We start from the raw sequence: 19556 nt of genomic DNA, 5'->3' as shown, positions 1-19556 counted from the left end.
TTTTAGAACACGAGGTGAAGAAATGGCAAAACAAAAGCAAAGAGGGACGAAGGCAAAGGCAAGACGTACGATAAAGCCAACTTTGTATTATGAAATCGTCGGGTTGACTCTTTTTGCACTTTCAATTATTACGATTTTACAGCTAGGTGTTGTAGGTAAATCGTTTGTGTTATTTTTTCGCTTCTTCTTTGGTGAGTGGTACATAATTGGTGTGTTAGGTGTAATAGCTTTATCTGTTGCATTTGTAATAAAGCGTGGATGGCCAAACCTTTTAAATAAACGGTTAATAGGTGTTTATTTAATTGTACTAGCAATATTAATGTTTAGTCATATTACATTATTTAACCTTCTTACGAAAGATGGAGCTGTGCAAAATACTTCTGTAATTGTTAGTACAAAAGATTACTTCTTCCTTGAAATGAAAAAGGGCCCGGATAGTGTTCATTTAGGTGGTGGTATGTTCGGTGCACTGATGTTCGCAACGTGCTACTTCTTATTTGACGAAGTAGGGGCATATATCATTGGAATTATTTTAGTTATTCTTGGAATACTTTGTATAACAAATAAGCACATTGGAGAAGTACTTGCTCCGGTAGGGAGAATTCTTAGAAGTCAATTTCAAGTAATGCAAGGGGATTATAAAGATTGGAAATCTCAAAGGGTCGCCGAGCAAACTGAAAAGAAAAAAACAACAAGAAGCAAGAGACGTGAACGTGTTGCTGAACAAGAAGAAGCTATTGAGCCAGTAGAAGAAATAGAAATTGGTCCACCAATTATTTCAAATTTTACTGAGAATTATCCAGTAAGTGAAGAGACGGAAAAGCAGATAGAAGAAAATGATTTAATCACTCCTCCGTTTATTGAAGAGGCAGTTCCACCTACGCCAGAAGAACAATCTCAAAAGAAACGAGGAGAAAAAATCGTTGAATCGCTAGAAGGTGAAACGAAAGCACCTCCTATGCAATTTTCTAATGTGGAAAATAAAGATTATAAGCTTCCTTCGCTTGATATATTAAAGTTTCCCCAAAATAAGCAAGTTACAAATGAAAATGCGGAAATTTATGAAAATGCTCGTAAATTGGAACGTACATTCCAAAGTTTTGGTGTGAAAGCGAAAGTAACAAAAGTACATAGAGGTCCTGCAGTTACGAAGTATGAAGTGTATCCTGATATGGGAGTAAAGGTAAGTAAAATTGTTAGTTTAAGTGATGATTTGGCGCTTGCTTTAGCAGCGAAAGACATTCGTATTGAAGCACCTATTCCCGGGAAATCAGCTGTAGGGATTGAGGTTCCGAATTCAGAAGTTTCTATGGTAACGCTGAGAGAAGTTCTTGATTCAAAGGCGAATAACCACCCAGAAGAGAAGTTATTAATCGGTCTTGGACGTGATGTTACAGGAGAGGCTGTATTGGCACGTTTAAATAAAATGCCCCATTTATTAGTAGCTGGTGCGACTGGTAGTGGAAAGAGTGTATGTATTAATGGAATTATTGTAAGTATTTTAATGCGTGCGAAACCGCATGAAGTAAAATTAATGATGATTGATCCGAAAATGGTAGAGTTAAATGTATATAACGGTGTTCCGCACTTATTAACACCAGTTGTAACTGATCCGAAAAAAGCGTCACAGGCTTTGAAGAAAGTTGTGAGTGAAATGGAGCGTCGTTATGAATTATTTGCGCATAGCGGTACGCGTAACATTGAAGGGTATAACGATTATATTAAAGAACATAATAGCCAATCGGAAGCGAAACAACCTGAATTACCATATATTGTGGTAATTGTGGACGAGTTAGCTGATTTAATGATGGTTGCTTCTTCGGATGTAGAAGATGCGATTATGCGTTTAGCACAAATGGCACGTGCTGCTGGTATTCATTTAATTATTGCGACTCAGCGTCCGTCAGTTGATGTTATTACGGGTGTTATTAAAGCGAATATTCCATCGCGTATTGCATTTGCTGTATCTTCCCAAATAGACTCTCGAACGATTCTTGACGGTGGTGGTGCAGAGAAGTTGCTAGGTCGTGGAGATATGTTGTTCATACCAATTGGTGCATCGAAACCTGTTCGTGTACAGGGGGCGTTTTTATCAGATGATGAAGTTGAGAGAGTCGTAGAATCTGTTATTGCGCAGCAAAAAGCGCAATATCAAGAGGATATGATTCCACAAGATGTTCCTGAAACAAAGCAGGAAGTAGAAGATGAATTATACGATGAAGCGGTTCAGCTTGTAGTAGAAATGCAAACAGCATCTGTTTCTATGTTACAACGTAGATTTAGGGTAGGATATACGCGAGCAGCTCGTTTAATTGATGCCATGGAAATGAATGGTGTAGTAGGTCCTTATGAAGGTAGTAAACCAAGGGGAGTACTCATTAAAGATGTGCAAGAAAAAAGTTCTTAAAAAAAGCCTAATTGTTTTTACAATTAGGCTTTTTTATATGCTGTTTTTGTTATATACTATAGTCAATAGAAAAGAAAGTGCTTACATAACGGAGGGCTCTTTAGAATACGAATGCTTATCGTTTTGATTTTCTAAACGTTCGATATTTAATGTAGAAAAATGTTGAATTCTGTTGACACATATGGGAGCAAGTGGTAAGATTACTTCGAAAAGAACCACTACCTCATATAATCTTGGAGATAAGGTCCATAAGTTTCTACCTGGCAACCATGAATTGCTAGACTATGAGGGGAAAAGTGTGTAACAAAGGATGTAAGGAATCTTTGTGCCGAACTTTTTCTCGATATGAGGAATGTTTATGGTGCAAAGTTTTTTTTATGGAATAAAGTGTGAAAATTTCATCTTGAAAAATTATTAATATTTATTCGATAATTATGCTTATTTTTAGTATTTAGTAATTTATACTATGTTGTAAGTTGAAAAAAGAGAAAAGAAGTCTTACATCAGAGGTCGAATAATTGAAATGCGGGGGAGTCTTATGTCAGTAAAATCCGATAGTCGTCACCTATATTTGCGGGTGATTGATCACATCAAAGGAAAAATTAAAGATGGGGCTTACAAAGAAAAACAAAAGTTACCTTCAGAGTTTGATCTAGCGAAAGAACTTGGTGTAAGTAGGGCAACTTTAAGGGAAGCACTACGTATTTTAGAAGAAGAAAATGTTGTTATTCGTAGACATGGTGTAGGGACATTTGTAAATGCGAAGCCGTTATTTTCTTCTGGAATAGAGCAACTTTCTAGTATTACAGATATGATTTCTAGTGTGGGGAAAACACCAGGAACAATCTTTTTATCATCATCTACAACAACTTTAACAGAAGAAGAAAAAGAGAAATTTGATTGTGAAGATGGTTTTAGCGCAGTAATGATTGAACGTGTTCGTACAGCGGATGGGGAACCAGTTGTATATTGCATTGATAAACTGGCAAAAGAGATATTACCAGATTTATCGGGATACAATGAGGAATCGCTGCTTACAGTAATACATAATAATACGCACAAGCGTATCACGTACGCAGTTGCTCACATTGAACCGATTGGTTATCACCCGAAAATTTCACCGATTTTAGAATGTGAACCTGAAACGGCACTGCTAGTTTTAAAACAAATGCACTATGATCAAAATGATGAGCCAATCTTATATTCTATTAATTACTTTAGAGCTGATAAGTTTAGCTTCCACGTATTAAGAAAGCGTATGTAGGGAAGTTCCTTTTTAGGGAGGTGACAGCAAGAAGTAAGGGACAGCAGCGTATGAATCATTAGACAAAACATTTCAGGAGGGGTTTCTAGTATGAAGAAAAAAACAGGTCTTTTATTATCGTTAACGTTAGCAGCAAGTACAGTGTTAGGTGCATGTGGTAACTCGGATAAAGCGGATAGTGACAAAAAAGGGGATAAAGAGTTTAAGGTTGGTATGGTTACAGATGTTGGGGGCGTTGATGATAAATCATTCAACCAATCAGCTTGGGAAGGTTTAACGAAATTTGGTAAAGACAACGATTTAAAGAAAAATGAAGGATATCGTTACCTTCAATCAAGTAAAGATGCTGATTACATTCCGAATTTAACGAAATTTGCGAAAGATCATTATAATACAACGTTTGGTATTGGATTTTTAATGCAAGACTCGATTGAAAAGGTTGCAAAACAATATCCGAAAGAGCAATTTGCAATTGTAGATACTGTTGTGAAAGAACCGAATGTAACAAGTATTACATTTAAAGACCATGAAGGTTCATTCCTAGTTGGTGCTGTAGCAGCAATGACAACAAAATCAAATAAAGTTGGATTTGTTGGTGGCGTGAAGAGTCCATTAATTACAAAATTTGAATCAGGTTTCAAAGCTGGTGCAAAAGCAGTAAACCCAAATATCGAAATCGTATCACAATATGCTGATGCATTTGATAAGCCAGAAAAAGGATCTATATTAGCTTCAGCAATGTACGGTGGAGGCGTTGACGTAATTTACCATGCTTCAGGTGCAACTGGTAACGGTGTATTCACAGAAGCGAAAAATCGTAAGAAAAAAGGTGAAAATGTTTGGGTAATCGGTGTTGACCGTGACCAAAATCAAGAAGGTATGCCTGAAAACGTAACTTTAACTTCTATGGTGAAACGTGTTGATATTGCAGTTGCAAAAGTAGCACAAGAAGCGAAAGATGGTAAGTTAAAAGGCGGTAAAGTAGAAGAGTTTGGTTTAAAAGATGATGGTGTTGGTATCTCGAAATCAACTGATAATGTGAAAAAAGTAAACCCAGAAATTTTAACAAAAGTAGAAGAGTTTGAGAAGAAAATCACTGCTGGTGAAATTAAAGTACCTGCGACTGATGATGAATATAAAGCATACGAAGCTGCTCTAAAGAAATAATGATAGAGCAATAGCAAAGGTTAGTTCTTAGAACTAACCTTTGTATATATAAAAATACTTTTAATAGAGTGTAATTAGGGAGTGTTCCCTGCTAGAAGGAGGAACAAAATGGAATACGTAATTGAGATGAACAATATTACAAAAGTATTCCCAGGCATTGTAGCGAATGATGATATTACGCTGCAAGTAAAACAGGGAGAGATACACGCTTTACTTGGAGAAAATGGTGCAGGGAAATCAACGTTGATGAATGTACTGTTCGGTTTGTATCAACCAGAACAGGGCGAAATTAAAATTAAAGGAAACCCTGTAAAAATTACAAATCCGAATATAGCAAATGACCTTGGAATTGGGATGGTCCATCAGCACTTTATGCTTGTTCATAATTTTACAGTTACAGAGAATATCATTCTTGGAAATGAGCCGAAGAGAAAAGGGAAAATAGCTGTTGAAGAGGCTGCAAAAGAAATTAAACAATTATCTGAACAGTACGGTTTAGCTGTTGATCCAAATGCAAAGATTGAAGATATTTCGGTTGGGATGCAGCAAAGGGTTGAAATATTAAAGACGCTTTATCGTGGTGCGGAGATTTTAATATTCGATGAACCGACTGCAGTGTTAACTCCTCAAGAAATTCATGAGTTGATTCAAATTATGAAAAAGCTTGTGCAAGAAGGAAAATCTATCATTCTTATTACACATAAATTAAAAGAAATTATGGAAGTTTGCGATCGTTGCACAATTATTCGTAAAGGTAAAGGAATTGGTACAGTTGACGTTGCGAAAATGGATGAACATAAACTTGCAGAATTAATGGTCGGACGTCAAGTGAATTTTAAAACAGAAAAAATAGGGGCCAAACCGAAAGAGGAGGTTCTGTCTGTTGCGAATCTTGTCGTTCATGATGCACGCCAATTACCTGCTGTAAAAGGCCTTGACTTAACTGTTCGTGCAGGAGAAATCGTTGGTATTGCAGGGATTGATGGAAATGGACAAAGTGAATTAATAGAGGCAATTACTGGTTTACGAAAAGTTGAGTCAGGTTCTATTGCAATTAAAGGAAAAGAAATAACGAATTGGCCTGTTCGAAGAATTACAGAGGAAGGAATTGGTCATATTCCAGAAGACCGTCATAAACACGGGCTTGTGCTTGATTTTTCTGTTAGAGATAATATAGTTTTGCAAACGTACTATAAAAACCCATTCTCAAAGAAAGGGATTTTAAACTTTAGTAAAATCACACAAAAAGCAAAAGAGCTTATTGAACAGTTTGATGTACGTACACCTAGTGAACAAACCTTAACTCGCGCACTATCTGGTGGAAACCAGCAAAAGGCAATTATCGCACGTGAAGTGGATCGTAATCCGGATTTATTAATTGCGGCACAGCCAACACGTGGTTTAGATGTAGGTGCGATTGAATTTATTCATAAAAAATTAATCGAGCAGAGAGATAATGGGAAAGCAGTATTACTTCTATCGCTAGAACTGGATGAAATTTTGAATGTAAGTGATCGAGTTGCTGTTATATATGAAGGGAAAATTGTAGCAATTGTCGATGCGAAAGAAACAAATGAACAACAGCTTGGTTTGTTGATGGCTGGCGGAACGGAGAAAGAGAAGGTGAATACAAATGGCTAAAAAATTTTTAACGGAGCGAACAATTAACATTTTAGTTCCTGTATTATCCGTTATTTTTGGTTTACTTGTTGGTGCCATTGTAATGTTAGTTAGTGGATATGATCCAATTGTTGGGTATGCAGCGCTTTGGGAAGGAATGGTTGGAAATCCGCAAGCAATTGGTGAGACATTACGTACGATGATTCCGCTTGTGTTAGCAGGACTTTCTGTGGCATTTGCATTCCGTACAGGTCTTTTTAACATCGGAGTAGAGGGGCAATTATTAGTTGGTTGGCTTGCTGCTGTTTGGTTTGGATATGCAGTATCATTACCGGCAATTTTACATATTCCGTTGTCAATTTTAGTAGCGGCGATAGCTGGTGGTTTGTGGGGATTTATCCCGGGATATTTGAAAGGGAAATTTAAAGTAAATGAAGTAATCGTAACAATCATGATGAATTATATTGCACTTTATGTGACGTATGATTTAATTAAGCGCTTTTTACATGAGGCGAATGAGAAATCGTATGACATAAAATCTAGTGCTTCATTATCTTCTGAATGGTTATCTTCTTTAACGGATGGTTCTCGTTTGCACTGGGGAATTATCGTAGCGATTTTAATTGCGATTATTATGTGGTTCTTATTGGATAGAACGACATTGGGATACGAATTGAAATCTGTTGGATTTAATCAACATGCTTCTCAGTATGCGGGGATGAAAGTTTCTCGAAATGTTGTGCTATCTATGACGATTGCGGGTGCGTTTGCAGGGATTGGTGGTGCTATGGAAGGGCTTGGTACATTCCAAAACATGACAGCGATGTCTTCGTTTACAGGTATTGGATTTGATGGGATTGCGGTAGCTCTTCTTGGAGGGAATAATCCATTTGGTATATTATTATCGGCTTTACTGTTCGGTGGTTTGAAAAGTGCAGCCCCACAAATGAATTTTGAAGCAGATGTACCTTCTGAGTTAATTAATGTTATTATCGCATGTATTATTTTCTTTGTTGCTTGCAGTTATGTTTTACGCTGGGCACTTACACGCATGAGCAAGGAGGGAAAATAAATGAGCTTTTTAGATGTTTTAGCCATTCTTGTGACTGGTACGTTATATACGGCAGCGCCACTTATTTTTACGGCGTTAGGTGGAGTGTTCAGTGAACGTTCTGGAGTTGTAAATATAGCATTAGAAGGTTTAATGTTATTTGGTGCATTTACTGGTATCGTTACAACGTTATTAATGGGTGATACGTGGGGAGCAATGACTCCTTGGATTGCACTATTATTTGCAGCTATTGGTAGTGGGTTATTTGCACTTCTTCACGCAGTAGCATCCATTACATTCCGCGCGGATCAAGTAGTAAGCGGGGTAGCGATTAACTTTTTGGCCCTCGGTTTAACAGTATTTGCGATTAAGAAAATCTTTGGTAAAGGACAAACTGATTTTATTCAATACCGAATTGAAAAAATCGATGTTCCAGGACTTTCGGATATTCCGGTAATCGGGAAAATCTTTTTCTCAAATGTACCGTTAACATCGTATATTGCTATTATTTTAGCTTTTGTTGTTTGGTACATTATTTATAAAACGCCGTTCGGTCTTCGTCTTCGTGCTGTTGGTGAACATCCAATGGCAGCAGATACGATGGGGATTAATGTATATAAAATGCGTTATATTGCAGTTTGTATATCTGGAATGTTTGCAGGAGTGGGTGGTGCGGTCTTCGCAATGTCGATTTCTGGTAACTTCTCAGGTGCTACAATTACTGGACAAGGTTTCTTGGCGCTAGCAGCTATGATCTTTGGTAAATGGAATCCACTTGGTGCTCTTGGAGCAGCGCTGTTCTTCGGATTTGCTCAATCACTTGGGATAACAGGTGGTACCATTCCTGTATTAAAAGAAATTCCAAGTGTATTCTTAACGATATTACCGTATGTATTTACAATATTAGCACTTGTTGGTTTTGTAGGACGATCTGAAGCTCCGAAAGCATTAGGAACGCCTTATGAAAAAGGAAAACGATGAGTATTTAGAAAGTATAAGAAAAGCTCGCACATTAGTGCGGGCTTTTTTACATAGAATATATTTAATACGGAATTTTACTATGTTCCTTACATATTAAAGTTTTTAGAAAGAATCAAATGTAAGCATAATAAGGAAGAAAAGTTGATTTTTTATTTCTAAAAACTGTATATTGAAGAGGAATATTCCTACATACGTAAAGGAGGGCTATTAATGAAACTAATGGAACAGCAACTGCATGAATTAGGTGGCTTGCGAGTACATATTATTCCGACTGATAAATTTAAAACAAATACCTTTGTATTTCGTTTTAAAGCACCTTTAAATGAGGAGACGGTGACAGAGCGTGCTCTATTGCCGTACGTATTGCAAAGTGCGACAGAAAAACTGCCTTCTGTAATTCGTCTTCGTCAATATTTAGAAGAATTATATGGATCTTCTTTAGCGGTAGATGTAAGTAAAAAAGGGGAAGACCATATCATCTCTATTTATGTAGACATTGCAAATGAAACATATTTACGCGATGCACCACCGTTATTTGAAAAGGCGCTTTCTATGTTATCTGATATTGTTTTACATCCAGCAACAGAAGGGGACGGTTTTCTATCTTCTATTGTAGAAAGTGAGAAACGAGCACTCTTGCAACGAATTGAAGCTACTTATGATGATAAAATGCGTTATGCAAACGAGCGTTTAATTGAAGAAATGTGCAAAGTAGAACCATATCGCTTAAGTGCAAATGGGAAAAAAGAGAGTGTTGCTTCTATTACAAATGAAAGTTTGTATCAATATTATCAAAAAGTGTTAGCTGAAGATGAAATGGATTTATATATCATTGGTGACATTTCAGAAGATGCTGTGGAGCTTGTAAATAAGTATTTTTCGATTTCACCTCGTGTTGTGAAAGAAAGAAATGTACTTCTTCATAAACGAAATAATGAAGAAAAAGAAATTGTTGAAAAACAAGAACTAAAGCAAAGTAAATTAAATATCGGCTATCGCACATTCATTACGTATAAAGATGAAGATTATTTTGCATTACAATTGTTTAACGGATTATTTGGAGGGTTTTCTCATTCGAAGTTATTCGTAAATGTCCGTGAAAAAAATAGTTTAGCGTACTATGCAGCATCGAGATTTGAAAGTCATAAAGGTTTGCTCTTCGTTATGTCTGGGATTGAAGCGAAGAACTTTGAAAAAGCTGTTGAAATTATTAAAGAACAGATGAAAGCAATGCAAAGCGGTGATTTTTCAGAGGAAGAGATTCAGCAAACGAAAAGTGTAATTCAAAATCAAATCTTAGAGGCAATTGATACACCACGTGGTTTTGTTGAAATGCTTTATCACGGGGTAATCTCAGAGCGTACGCGTCCAGTTGAAGAATGGCTAACGGGCATAGAAAGCGTGACGAAAGAAGAGATTGTGAAAGTTGCTAATAATATTGAACTAGATACAATTTACTTTTTACATGGAACGGAGGGAGAATAAATGGAGAAAATTGTGTATGAGCAATTAAAAGAGACGCTATATTATGAAAAACTTCCGAATGGATTAGACGTATATATCTTACCGAAACAAGGCTTCAACAAAACATTTGCAACATTTACGACGAAGTACGGCTCTGTTGATAATACATTTGTTCCGCTTGGAAAAGAAGACATGACTCGTGTACCAGATGGAATTGCTCATTTCCTTGAGCATAAATTGTTTGAAAAAGAGGACCATGACGCGTTTCAATTGTTTAGTAAACAAGGTGCTTCAGCGAACGCTTTTACATCTTTTACAAGAACCGCTTATCTCTTTTCCTGTACATCAAATGTAGAAAGCAATTTAAATACGTTGTTAGACTTTGTACAAGAACCGTATTTCTCTGAAAAAACGGTTGAAAAAGAAAAAGGTATTATCGGTCAAGAAATTCAAATGTACCAAGATAACCCAGACTGGCGTTTATACTTTGGGTTAATCGATAGTTTGTTTGTGAAACATCCAATTAAAATTGATATTGCAGGGACGATTGAGTCTATTAGTAAAATTACAAAAGACCTACTGTATGAATGTTATGAGACTTTTTACCATCCGAGCAACATGTTATTATTTGTTGTTGGAGCGATTGATCCTGAAAAAACAATGGATTTAGTTCGTGAAAATCAAGCGAAAAAAGATTACGAAAATCAACCGGAAATCGTTCGCTCTTTTGAAGAGGAACCAGAAGAAGTAAATGAAAAGAAAAAGATTATTTCAATGCCTGTCCAAACTCCAAAATGTTTAGTTGGTATTAAGGCAACGAATTTAAAAGAAAAAGGGCAAGCCCTTTTAAAACAAGAAATTGCGCTTACATTACTTTTAGATTATTTATTTGGAAAAGGGTCAGTTCATTACGAATCTTTATATAATGAAGGTCTTATTGATGATTCGTTCTCGTATGACTATACAGAAGAAAATAACTTCGGTTTTGCAATGGTTGGTGGAGATACGAAGCAACCTGATGAATTGGCAGAACAATTAAAAGGTATTTTACTACAAACGAATTATGATCAGTTAGATGAGACTGCGCTGGAACGGGTGAAGAAAAAGAAAATTGGCGGATTTTTACGATCGTTGAATTCACCTGAATATATTGCAAATCAGTTTACACGATATGCGTTTAATGAATCTAGTTTATTTGATGCTCTTACAGTGTTAGAAGGATTAACTGTTCAAGACCTACAACAAGCAGCAAAAACATTATTAATTGAAGAGAAAATGAGTGTCTGCCAAGTGTTACCAAAAAAGTGAAGTAATATGTGAATAAAAAACGCAGTATCTATATCCCTCATCTAACGTTTGGTTATTGCCAAATGGTAAGATGAGGGTATTATTTATTTATACATAAAAGATAAGAGAGGGAATTTATGAAAAAGTATGCATTAGTAACTGGAGGAAGCGGAGGGATTGGCTCTGCTATTTCGAAGCAGTTAATTGAGGATGGTTACACAGTCTATATTCATTACAATAAAAGCGAAGAGAAGGTAAAGGAGTTACAAAAGGAATTTGATGTAGTGATTCCTGTGCAAGCAAATTTAGCTTCTATCGATGGAGCGGAGAAATTGTGGGGACAAATCGAACATCATATTGATGTTATTGTATACGCAGCTGGAAAGAGTATCTTTGGATTAGTAACAGATGTTACTAATGAAGAATTAGATTATATGGTGGAGCTTCAAGTAAAGAGTTTATATAGACTTCTATCGATGGCGCTTCCACCAATGATCGGGCGGAGAAGTGGTAATGTTGTCATTATTTCATCTATTTGGGGGCAAATAGGAGCGTCTTGTGAGGTGCTGTACTCAATGGTGAAAGGTGCACAAAATTCATATGTGAAGGCTTTAGCGAAAGAAGTTTCTTTAAGTGGATTGCGCGTTAATGCGGTAGCGCCAGGTGCGATCGAAACAGAAATGTTAAATGTATTTTCAGAAGATGATAAAAATGAAATTGCTGAAGATATTCCATTAGGTAGAATAGGACTACCCGAAGAGGTAGCAAAAACAATCTCTTTCCTTGTTTCGCCAGGAGCTTCTTATATTACGGGGCAAATTATTGGAGTCAATGGCGGTTGGCATTGCTAAAAATTTCTTACATAAAAAATAAAAAAATGCACAAATTAAGCATGATTCTATTACTCAATAGTGAGGTGCTTAAACATGTCAGTGTTAGATAATTTTGATCAGTGGAAGAGCTTTTTAGGAGAACGTTTAGAACAAGCGGGGGGAAAAGGGCTTGATGGTGGTGCCGTATCAGATATGGCATTTCGTGTTGGTGATTATTTAGCAAATGAAGTAGAAGCGCGCAACGATCAAGAAAAATTATTGTCTGAGCTTTGGAAAGTTGCTGATGAACAAGAGCAACATACAATCGCAAATTTAATGGTGAAGTTTGTACAACATAAGTAAAAGTAGAGAGGAGAAGCTCCTCTCTACTTTTTTTGTATAGTAATTAGGAGGAATAGATTATACATTTAGCTTCCCTATTAAGGTGAAATCATATAATATAGTACGTAGGTGTAAAGTAAGCGTAGGGGAGTGATCTTGGATGATTGAATGGTATTTTGAATATGAAATACATAAAAACCGACCTGGCTTACTTGGTGACGTTTCTTCGTTAATCGGTATGCTTGGCATCAATATTGTCACAATTAATGGTGTAGATAATGCACGACGTGGACTTTTGCTTATGTGTGATAATCAAGAACAAATCTCTAGACTTGAATCAATTTTAAATACGATGGATAATATAACGGTAACGAAATATCGTCCGCCAAAGCTTAGAGATAAGCTAGCAGTTAGACATGGTAGGTACATACAACGAGATGCAGATGATAAGAAAACATTTCGATTTGTGCGTGATGAATTAGGATTGCTTGTAGACTTTATGGCGGAGATAATGAAAAAAGAAGGTCATAAATTAATTGGGATACGAGGAATGCCTCGTGTCGGAAAAACAGAATCTATTGTTGCCGCAAGTGTTTGTGCAAATAAGAGATGGTTATTCGTATCATCTACTCTCATTAAGCAAACTGTTCGTAGCCAATTGATTGAAGATGAGTATAGCGACGATAATATTTTCATACTAGATGGAATTGTGTCGACAAAGCGTGCCAATGAAAGACACTGGCAGCTCGTTCGTGAAATCATGAGATTGCCTGCAACGAAAGTTGTGGAACATCCGGATGTGTTTGTGAGTCAGTCAGAATACACATTGGATGATTTTGATTATATTATCGAATTGCGTAACGATTATGATGAAGAAATTCAATATAATTTAGTAGATGAAATTGAGCAAGGTACGAAAAACAATTTCTCTATGTTCGACTTTTAAAGAAATATCGAGGTGTTAGTAGTGACGGAATTAGGACAAAAGCTGACAGAAGCAAGAGAAGCGAAAGGCTTATCTATTGATCAGCTGCATGAGATTACAAAAATTCAAAAACGCCATCTAGTAGCGATTGAAGAAGGCAATTATGATGTGTTGCCAGGAGCTTTTTATGCGCGTGCATTCATTAAACAATATGCAGATGCTGTTGGATTAAATGGAGAGGAACTGCTTGTAGAATATCAGAGTACGATACCACAATCTGAAAATCGTGAAGTTCCACAAGTATCAACTGGACAAAAAACACAAGAAACAATGCAAAAATCTTCATCATGGCCAATTGCAGATCATATGCCAAAAATTTTGATTGTGTTGTTAGTAATCGCATTTGGAGTGGTAGTCTGGTTTGTTATTCAAGCGTTAACTGGAAAAGATGATAGGCAAGTTCCGAATGCTCAAAGTGAGAAAATTGAAGTTCAAAAAGCAAAAGATTCTCCGCTAGATACGAAGAAAGATGAAGTGAAAGCGGAAGAACCAAAAAAAGAAGAGCCAAAGAAAGAAGAGCCAAAGAAAGAGGAACAACCAGTGCAACCAACTGGACAACAAGAAGTGAAGGTAGTTGGAACGAGTGGTAAGGTATCTACTTTGGAAATTCATAATAATAAAACATTAGAACTGGAAATTTCAGCGAAGGGTGCAAGCTATGTAGATGTTAAAGATGATGCGGGTAACGAAATTCTAAACACTACAGTACAAAGTGGTCAAACAGAAAAACGTGATTTATCAACAGTAAAAGAAGTGCGGCTTAATATTGGAAGTGCACCGAATGTTGAAATTAAACTGAATGGCCAAGTGGTTACTTTCCCATTAGATCCAGAAAAAGAATATCACCAAAGATTGGTGATAAAAAACCAAGGGATAGGGCAACCTGCGCAATAACAGTCATCGCTTCGATGACTTTTTTCAATGAACAAATGTTTTTGACATGATGGAGGAATAGCTGTGAATTTACCAAATAAAATTACAATATCTAGAATCTGCTTAATTCCAATTTTTATGGTAATTATGCTAGCGCCCTTTAACTGGGGCTCATATACAATTGGTGATGTCAATTTACCAATTCAACATTTAGTAGGAGCACTAATCTTTATAATTGCTTCAGCTACAGATTGGATTGATGGATATTATGCAAGAAAATATAATCTTGTAACGAATTTAGGGAAATTTCTTGACCCGTTAGCAGATAAATTACTTGTTTCTGCAGCACTTATCACATTGGTAGAGATGCAATATGTACCTGCTTGGATCGTTATTGTAATTATAAGCCGTGAGTTTGCAGTAACAGGTTTACGCCTTGTGCTTGCTGGGACGGGGGAAGTAGTTGCAGCAAATCAGCTAGGAAAAATTAAGACATGGACACAAATTATTGCGATTGCAGCATACTTATTACATGATGTACCGTTAAGTTTACTTCATATTCCAGTTGCAGATATTTTCATATGGATTGCATTATTCTTTACCGTTATTTCAGGATGGGATTATTTCTGGAAAAATAAAGATGCTTTTGTAAACTCAAAATAGAAGTTTATGGGGGAATTGGGATGAATGCTGAAATTATTGCGGTTGGAACGGAATTATTACTTGGACAAATTGCAAATACAAATGCCCAGTTTTTATCTGAAAAGTTAGCTTCAATCGGAATTAACGTGTACTACCATACTGTTGTTGGGGATAATAACAAGCGATTACAGAAGGCAATTGAATTGGCTGAAGAACGAGCTGATATGCTCATTTTTACAGGTGGATTAGGACCGACAAAAGATGATTTAACGAAAGAAGCAATAGCATCTAATTTAGATGAAGAGCTTGTGTATGATGAAAAGGCATTAACATCGATAAGCGATTATTTTAAGCGTACAGGCCGTGAATTTACGGAGAATAATAAAAAGCAGGCGCTCGTTTTAAATGGATCGACTGTATTTGCGAATGATCACGGTATGGCGCCTGGTATGGGGTTAAATAAGAACGGAAAAGTTTATATTTTATTACCAGGACCACCAAAAGAAATGAAGCCGATGTATATAAGTTACGTAGAGCCTTTTTTATGTAAGTTTACAACGGGGGAAAATATTTATTCTCGTGTTCTTCGTTTTTTTGGTATTGGGGAATCTCAATTAGAAGTGAAAGTTCAAGATTTAATTGATGGTCAAACGAACCCAACCATTGCACCACTCGCAAATGATGGAGAAGTGACATTACGTTTAACTGCCAAACATCAAAATGCTGATGAGGCGGAGAAACTGATTCAGCATGTGGAAGATTTGATTTTAGAAAGAGTAGGAGAATTTTTCTACGGATATGACCAAGATTTCCTTCATTACAAGGCAATAAGGTTATTGAAGGAAAAAGGGTTAACTTTAGCATGTGCAGAAAGTTTAACAGGTGGTCTTTTTGGAAATCAAGTAACAGAAAATGCTGGCGTCTCGTCTGTATTTAAAGGCGGTGTCATTTGTTATCAAAATGATGTGAAGCAACAAATTTTACATGTGCCTGAAGAAGTGTTACGCACTGACGGCGCGGTTAGTAAACAGTGTGCTCGTTATCTTGCTGAAAATGTAAAGAAACTGTTAAAAGCAGATATCGGGATTAGTTTCACTGGGGTGGCAGGACCGGATGCTTCAGAGTATAAAGAACCAGGAACCGTATTTATTGGATTGGCGATTAAAGATGAACCAGCTGTAGTCTTCTCGCTTAATTTAAGTGGAAGTCGTCAACAAATTAGAGAACGCTCTACAAAATATGGATTTTATCATTTATTTAAAAAGCTAGAAGAGATATAAATTTCTTCTAGTTTTTTTTGTTGGAAAACCTAGTTTTATTCGATCTAAAATAAAAAAATCGAATAAATGTTCGATTTTTGTTGGCAAATTGAATTGAAAATAGGTATAATAAGATTAGCAATTTAGTTAAGGAGGAATTTTGAATGAGCGATCGTCAAGCGGCATTAGATATGGCGTTAAAACAAATAGAGAAGCAATTCGGTAAAGGTTCAATTATGAAATTAGGAGAACAAGCGGAGCGTAGAATTTCTACAATTTCAAGTGGTTCTTTAGCACTTGATGTGGCACTAGGGGTAGGCGGATACCCACGTGGTCGTGTTATTGAAATTTATGGACCTGAAAGTTCAGGTAAAACAACAGTTTCATTACACGCAATCGCGGAAGTACAGCGTCAAGGTGGACAAGCAGCGTTCATTGATGCGGAGCATGCAATGGATCCTGTATATGCACAAAAATTAGGTGTTAACATAGATGAATTACTATTATCACAGCCTGATACAGGGGAGCAAGGACTAGAAATCGCAGAAGCACTTGTACGAAGTGGCGCGGTTGATATTATCGTAATTGACTCTGTAGCAGCTCTTGTACCGAAAGCTGAGATCGAAGGGGACATGGGTGACTCTCACGTTGGTTTACAAGCACGTTTAATGTCACAAGCACTTCGTAAACTTTCAGGTGCAATCAACAAATCAAAAACAATCGCAATCTTTATCAACCAAATTCGTGAAAAAGTTGGGGTTATGTTCGGGAACCCAGAAACAACTCCAGGTGGTCGTGCGTTGAAATTCTATTCAACTGTCCGTCTTGAAGTACGTCGTGCTGAGCAATTAAAGCAAGGTAATGACATCGTTGGTAATAAAACGAAAGTAAAAGTAGTTAAAAATAAAGTAGCACCGCCATTCCGCGTTGCTGAAGTTGATATTATGTACGGAGAAGGTATTTCAAGAGAAGGTGAAATCTTAGATATGGCTTCTGAACTTGATATCGTTCAAAAGAGCGGTGCTTGGTACTCTTATAATGAAGAACGCTTAGGGCAAGGTCGTGAAAATTCGAAGCAATTCTTAAAAGAGAATACGGATTTAAGAGAGGAAATTGCCTTCTTTGTTCGTGAACATCACGGAATTGGTGAAAACTCTGGTGTTGAAGACACGGAAGGTTCAACTCGTCAAGATTAAAAAATAAAAGACACGGTCCCGTGTCTTTTATTTTTTAATCCACTATGAAAGCGTTGTATATAGCTGGAGATAAAATATTTATTCTGTCCAAAAGGCTATGTGTAAAGGGGAATATTCATATATTTTAAGTGAATGAATTGGGATTTTCTAAGGTTTTCCAGGATAATATGCCGTCTGTTTTTTTAATCCATATAAGATTCAGGGCTGAAGGTAAAGAAAGTAAAAGTAGACAACGCTTGACAATGAAAATTGCGATAGATACAATGAGAATGTATATTTTTTCTTATATACGATACACTCTTCTCAAGAAGAGAAGTAATATTCGGAGTAAGACTTAAATCTTGCCGAAATAATAATATGACATTTTAATTGTGAAATGAAGAAAGTCCCTTAAAAAAGCGGGACGACGGTCTTTGCTGTACGTTGTAATTCAATGTACATGCCGACAGTCTTTTTTCATTCATAGCAAGGGGAGGTGAAATCATGAGTAGTACAGTTTGGATACTCATCTCCATTTTGCTTGCAACAGTCGGTGCAGTTGTTGGCTTTTTTGTTCGAAAGTCTATTGCTGAAGCGAAGATTAATGGTGCAGCTAATGAAGCAAAACGTATTCTAGACGAAGCGAATCGTGATGCTGAAGCACTTAAGAAAGAAGCGCTTTTAGAAGCAAAGGATGAAATTCATACACTTCGTACAGAAGCTGAATTAGAAATTCGTGACCGTAGAAGCGAATTACAAAAACAAGAAAATCGTTTAATGCAAAAAGAAGAGAACCTTGATCGTAAAGACGAAACGCTCGATAAGCGCGAGCGACAGTTAGAAAAGAAAGAGGAATCTCTTGTAGCGAAACAACAACAGATTGAAGAGTTGGAAAGCAAAGTGGGAGAGTTAGTTCAAAAGCAACAAACAGAATTAGAGCGCATTTCCAATCTGACCCGCGAACAAGCGAAAGCAATTATTCTTGGTAAAGTGGAAAGTGAAGTTTCTCATGAAATTGCCGTTATGGTAAAAGAAAGTGAAGTTCGCGCGAAAGAAGAAGCGGATAAGAAGGCAAAAGAGATTTTATCTCTTGCAATGCAAAGATGTGCAGCTGATCATGTTGCTGAAACAACCGTTTCGGTTGTAAATCTTCCAAATGACGAAATGAAGGGACGTATTATCGGACGTGAAGGTCGTAATATTCGTACGTTAGAAACGTTAACAGGTATTGACCTTATTATCGATGATACACCAGAAGCGGTAATTCTATCTGGATTTGACCCGATTCGTCGTGAAACAGCTCGTATCGCTCTTGATAAACTAGTACAGGACGGACGTATTCACCCAGCGCGTATTGAAGAGATGGTCGAAAAATCAAGACGTGAAGTGGACGAGTATATTCGTGAAGTCGGAGAGCAAACAACGTTTGAAGTGGGTGTTCATGGCTTACATCCAGATTTAATTAAAATTTTAGGTCGTTTAAAATACCGTACAAGTTATGGACAAAACGTCTTAAAACACTCTATGGAAGTTGCATACTTAACTGGACTTATGGCAGCGGAGCTTGGTGAGGATGAAAAACTAGCAAGACGTGCTGGTCTATTACATGATATCGGAAAAGCAATCGATCATGAAGTAGAAGGTAGTCACGTTGAAATTGGTGTTGAACTCGCAACGAAATATAAAGAGCATCCTGTTGTAATAAACAGTATCGCATCTCACCATGGTGACACAGAACCAACTTCTATCATTGCAGTTCTAGTTGCAGCAGCAGATGCATTATCAGCTGCAAGACCGGGGGCTCGTAGTGAAACGCTTGAGAACTACATTCGTCGTCTTGAAAAGTTAGAAGAAATTTCAGAGTCTTATGAAGGCGTAGAAAAATCTTTCGCAATTCAAGCAGGACGTGAAGTTCGTATTCTGGTAAAACCAGATACAATTGATGATTTAGAAGCTCATCGTTTAGCTCGTGATATTCGAAAACGTATTGAAAATGAACTGGATTATCCAGGACATATTAAAGTAACTGTTATTCGTGAAACACGTGCAGTGGAATACGCAAAATAAAGTGGTGAAACACCACTTTATTTTTTTGTGTTGGAATTGGGTAAAATAAAAAAACTATTTATCCCGCGTTAACGGGTAGTAAAACTCCCACCTCAAAATTCGGCTTGAGCAAAGAAATTAGGTGGGGGATAAACTGCCCGTTAACGCCCGATTGGTGAAG

The 19556-nt window shown here is 36.8% G+C and carries 16 protein-coding genes and 1 riboswitch; all 16 genes read left to right on the top strand.

Annotated elements, in window-relative coordinates; genetic code table 11:
• The first annotated feature begins 22 nt into the window (after positions 1-22).
• Positions 23-2407 carry a DNA translocase FtsK gene (locus tag MHB76_RS17790; protein ID WP_002160753.1) on the top strand — a complete coding sequence of 795 codons (2385 nt, stop codon included), beginning with the start codon at positions 23-25 and terminating at the stop codon, positions 2405-2407.
• A 203-nt stretch (positions 2408-2610) separates the two neighbouring features.
• Positions 2611-2712: riboswitch (purine riboswitch) on the top strand.
• A 233-nt stretch (positions 2713-2945) separates the two neighbouring features.
• Entirely contained in the window at positions 2946-3671 is a 726-nt protein-coding gene (locus tag MHB76_RS17785; RefSeq protein WP_002160754.1) for a GntR family transcriptional regulator, read from the top strand.
• Between the two features lie 90 nt (positions 3672-3761).
• Positions 3762-4838 (top strand): BMP family lipoprotein, encoded by a 1077-nt coding sequence (locus MHB76_RS17780; protein ID WP_002111345.1) that lies wholly within the window; start codon positions 3762-3764, stop codon positions 4836-4838.
• A 108-nt stretch (positions 4839-4946) separates the two neighbouring features.
• A complete protein-coding gene (locus MHB76_RS17775; protein ID WP_002111344.1) occupies positions 4947-6479 on the top strand; it encodes an ABC transporter ATP-binding protein in 1533 nt (510 codons plus the stop codon).
• Positions 6472-7530, top strand: a complete 1059-nt coding sequence (locus MHB76_RS17770; protein WP_002111343.1) for an ABC transporter permease — start codon at positions 6472-6474, stop codon at positions 7528-7530. The genes MHB76_RS17775 and MHB76_RS17770 overlap by 8 nt, the downstream gene beginning before the upstream one ends.
• Complete coding sequence (locus tag MHB76_RS17765) at positions 7531-8490, top strand: ABC transporter permease (RefSeq protein WP_002111342.1); 960 nt, start codon at positions 7531-7533, stop codon at positions 8488-8490.
• Positions 8491-8700: 210 nt separating this feature from the next.
• Entirely contained in the window at positions 8701-9975 is a 1275-nt protein-coding gene (yfmF, locus tag MHB76_RS17760) for an EF-P 5-aminopentanol modification-associated protein YfmF (protein WP_078172938.1), read from the top strand.
• Positions 9976-11262: an EF-P 5-aminopentanol modification-associated protein YfmH gene (yfmH, locus tag MHB76_RS17755; RefSeq protein ID WP_002111339.1), complete on the top strand. Its 1287-nt coding sequence runs from the start codon at positions 9976-9978 to the stop codon at positions 11260-11262. It abuts the gene before it with no gap.
• A 116-nt stretch (positions 11263-11378) separates the two neighbouring features.
• Positions 11379-12092 carry an elongation factor P 5-aminopentanone reductase gene (gene ymfI, locus MHB76_RS17750; RefSeq protein ID WP_078172939.1) on the top strand — a complete coding sequence of 238 codons (714 nt, stop codon included), beginning with the start codon at positions 11379-11381 and terminating at the stop codon, positions 12090-12092.
• Positions 12093-12167: 75 nt separating this feature from the next.
• On the top strand, positions 12168-12416 hold the full coding sequence (locus MHB76_RS17745) for a DUF3243 domain-containing protein (RefSeq protein ID WP_000114449.1): 249 nt from the start codon (positions 12168-12170) through the stop codon (positions 12414-12416).
• Positions 12417-12555: 139 nt separating this feature from the next.
• Positions 12556-13341, top strand: coding sequence for a DUF3388 domain-containing protein (locus tag MHB76_RS17740; RefSeq protein WP_002066761.1), 786 nt, complete (start codon positions 12556-12558; stop codon positions 13339-13341).
• 21 nt (positions 13342-13362) lie between these two features.
• A complete protein-coding gene (locus MHB76_RS17735) occupies positions 13363-14274 on the top strand; it encodes a helix-turn-helix domain-containing protein (RefSeq protein ID WP_016105954.1) in 912 nt (303 codons plus the stop codon).
• A 63-nt stretch (positions 14275-14337) separates the two neighbouring features.
• A complete protein-coding gene (gene pgsA, locus MHB76_RS17730; protein ID WP_016105953.1) occupies positions 14338-14916 on the top strand; it encodes a CDP-diacylglycerol--glycerol-3-phosphate 3-phosphatidyltransferase in 579 nt (192 codons plus the stop codon).
• Between the two features lie 20 nt (positions 14917-14936).
• The gene (locus MHB76_RS17725; protein ID WP_078172940.1) at positions 14937-16175 is read left to right on the top strand and encodes a competence/damage-inducible protein A; all 1239 of its coding nucleotides are present in this window, start codon (positions 14937-14939) and stop codon (positions 16173-16175) included.
• 143 nt (positions 16176-16318) lie between these two features.
• Positions 16319-17350, top strand: a complete 1032-nt coding sequence (gene recA / locus MHB76_RS17720) for a recombinase RecA (protein ID WP_340987289.1) — start codon at positions 16319-16321, stop codon at positions 17348-17350.
• Between the two features lie 483 nt (positions 17351-17833).
• Positions 17834-19396, top strand: coding sequence for a ribonuclease Y (rny, locus tag MHB76_RS17715; RefSeq protein ID WP_002160762.1), 1563 nt, complete (start codon positions 17834-17836; stop codon positions 19394-19396).
• Positions 19397-19556 lie beyond the last annotated feature (160 nt).

The organism is Bacillus sp. FSL M7-1345 (genome assembly GCF_038006985.1).
GTDB lineage: Bacteria > Bacillota > Bacilli > Bacillales > Bacillaceae_G > Bacillus_A > Bacillus_A cereus_U.
The sequence above is the reverse complement of the archived record's forward strand: the minus strand, read 5'-3'. Positions and strand labels throughout refer to the sequence as shown.

What these genes read in the sequence shown, in the direction of transcription:
- MHB76_RS17790 (WP_002160753.1), top strand. Translation starts at nt 23, where the DNA reads ATGGCAAAACAAAAGCAAAGAGGGACGAAGGCAAAGGCAAGACGTACG.
- MHB76_RS17785 (WP_002160754.1), top strand. Translation starts at nt 2,946, where the DNA reads ATGTCAGTAAAATCCGATAGTCGTCACCTATATTTGCGGGTGATTGAT.
- MHB76_RS17780 (WP_002111345.1), top strand. Translation starts at nt 3,762, where the DNA reads ATGAAGAAAAAAACAGGTCTTTTATTATCGTTAACGTTAGCAGCAAGT.
- MHB76_RS17775 (WP_002111344.1), top strand. Translation starts at nt 4,947, where the DNA reads ATGGAATACGTAATTGAGATGAACAATATTACAAAAGTATTCCCAGGC.
- MHB76_RS17770 (WP_002111343.1), top strand. Translation starts at nt 6,472, where the DNA reads ATGGCTAAAAAATTTTTAACGGAGCGAACAATTAACATTTTAGTTCCT.
- MHB76_RS17765 (WP_002111342.1), top strand. Translation starts at nt 7,531, where the DNA reads ATGAGCTTTTTAGATGTTTTAGCCATTCTTGTGACTGGTACGTTATAT.
- yfmF (WP_078172938.1), top strand. Translation starts at nt 8,701, where the DNA reads ATGAAACTAATGGAACAGCAACTGCATGAATTAGGTGGCTTGCGAGTA.
- yfmH (WP_002111339.1), top strand. Translation starts at nt 9,976, where the DNA reads ATGGAGAAAATTGTGTATGAGCAATTAAAAGAGACGCTATATTATGAA.
- ymfI (WP_078172939.1), top strand. Translation starts at nt 11,379, where the DNA reads ATGAAAAAGTATGCATTAGTAACTGGAGGAAGCGGAGGGATTGGCTCT.
- MHB76_RS17745 (WP_000114449.1), top strand. Translation starts at nt 12,168, where the DNA reads ATGTCAGTGTTAGATAATTTTGATCAGTGGAAGAGCTTTTTAGGAGAA.
- MHB76_RS17740 (WP_002066761.1), top strand. Translation starts at nt 12,556, where the DNA reads ATGATTGAATGGTATTTTGAATATGAAATACATAAAAACCGACCTGGC.
- MHB76_RS17725 (WP_078172940.1), top strand. Translation starts at nt 14,937, where the DNA reads ATGAATGCTGAAATTATTGCGGTTGGAACGGAATTATTACTTGGACAA.
- recA (WP_340987289.1), top strand. Translation starts at nt 16,319, where the DNA reads ATGAGCGATCGTCAAGCGGCATTAGATATGGCGTTAAAACAAATAGAG.
- rny (WP_002160762.1), top strand. Translation starts at nt 17,834, where the DNA reads ATGAGTAGTACAGTTTGGATACTCATCTCCATTTTGCTTGCAACAGTC.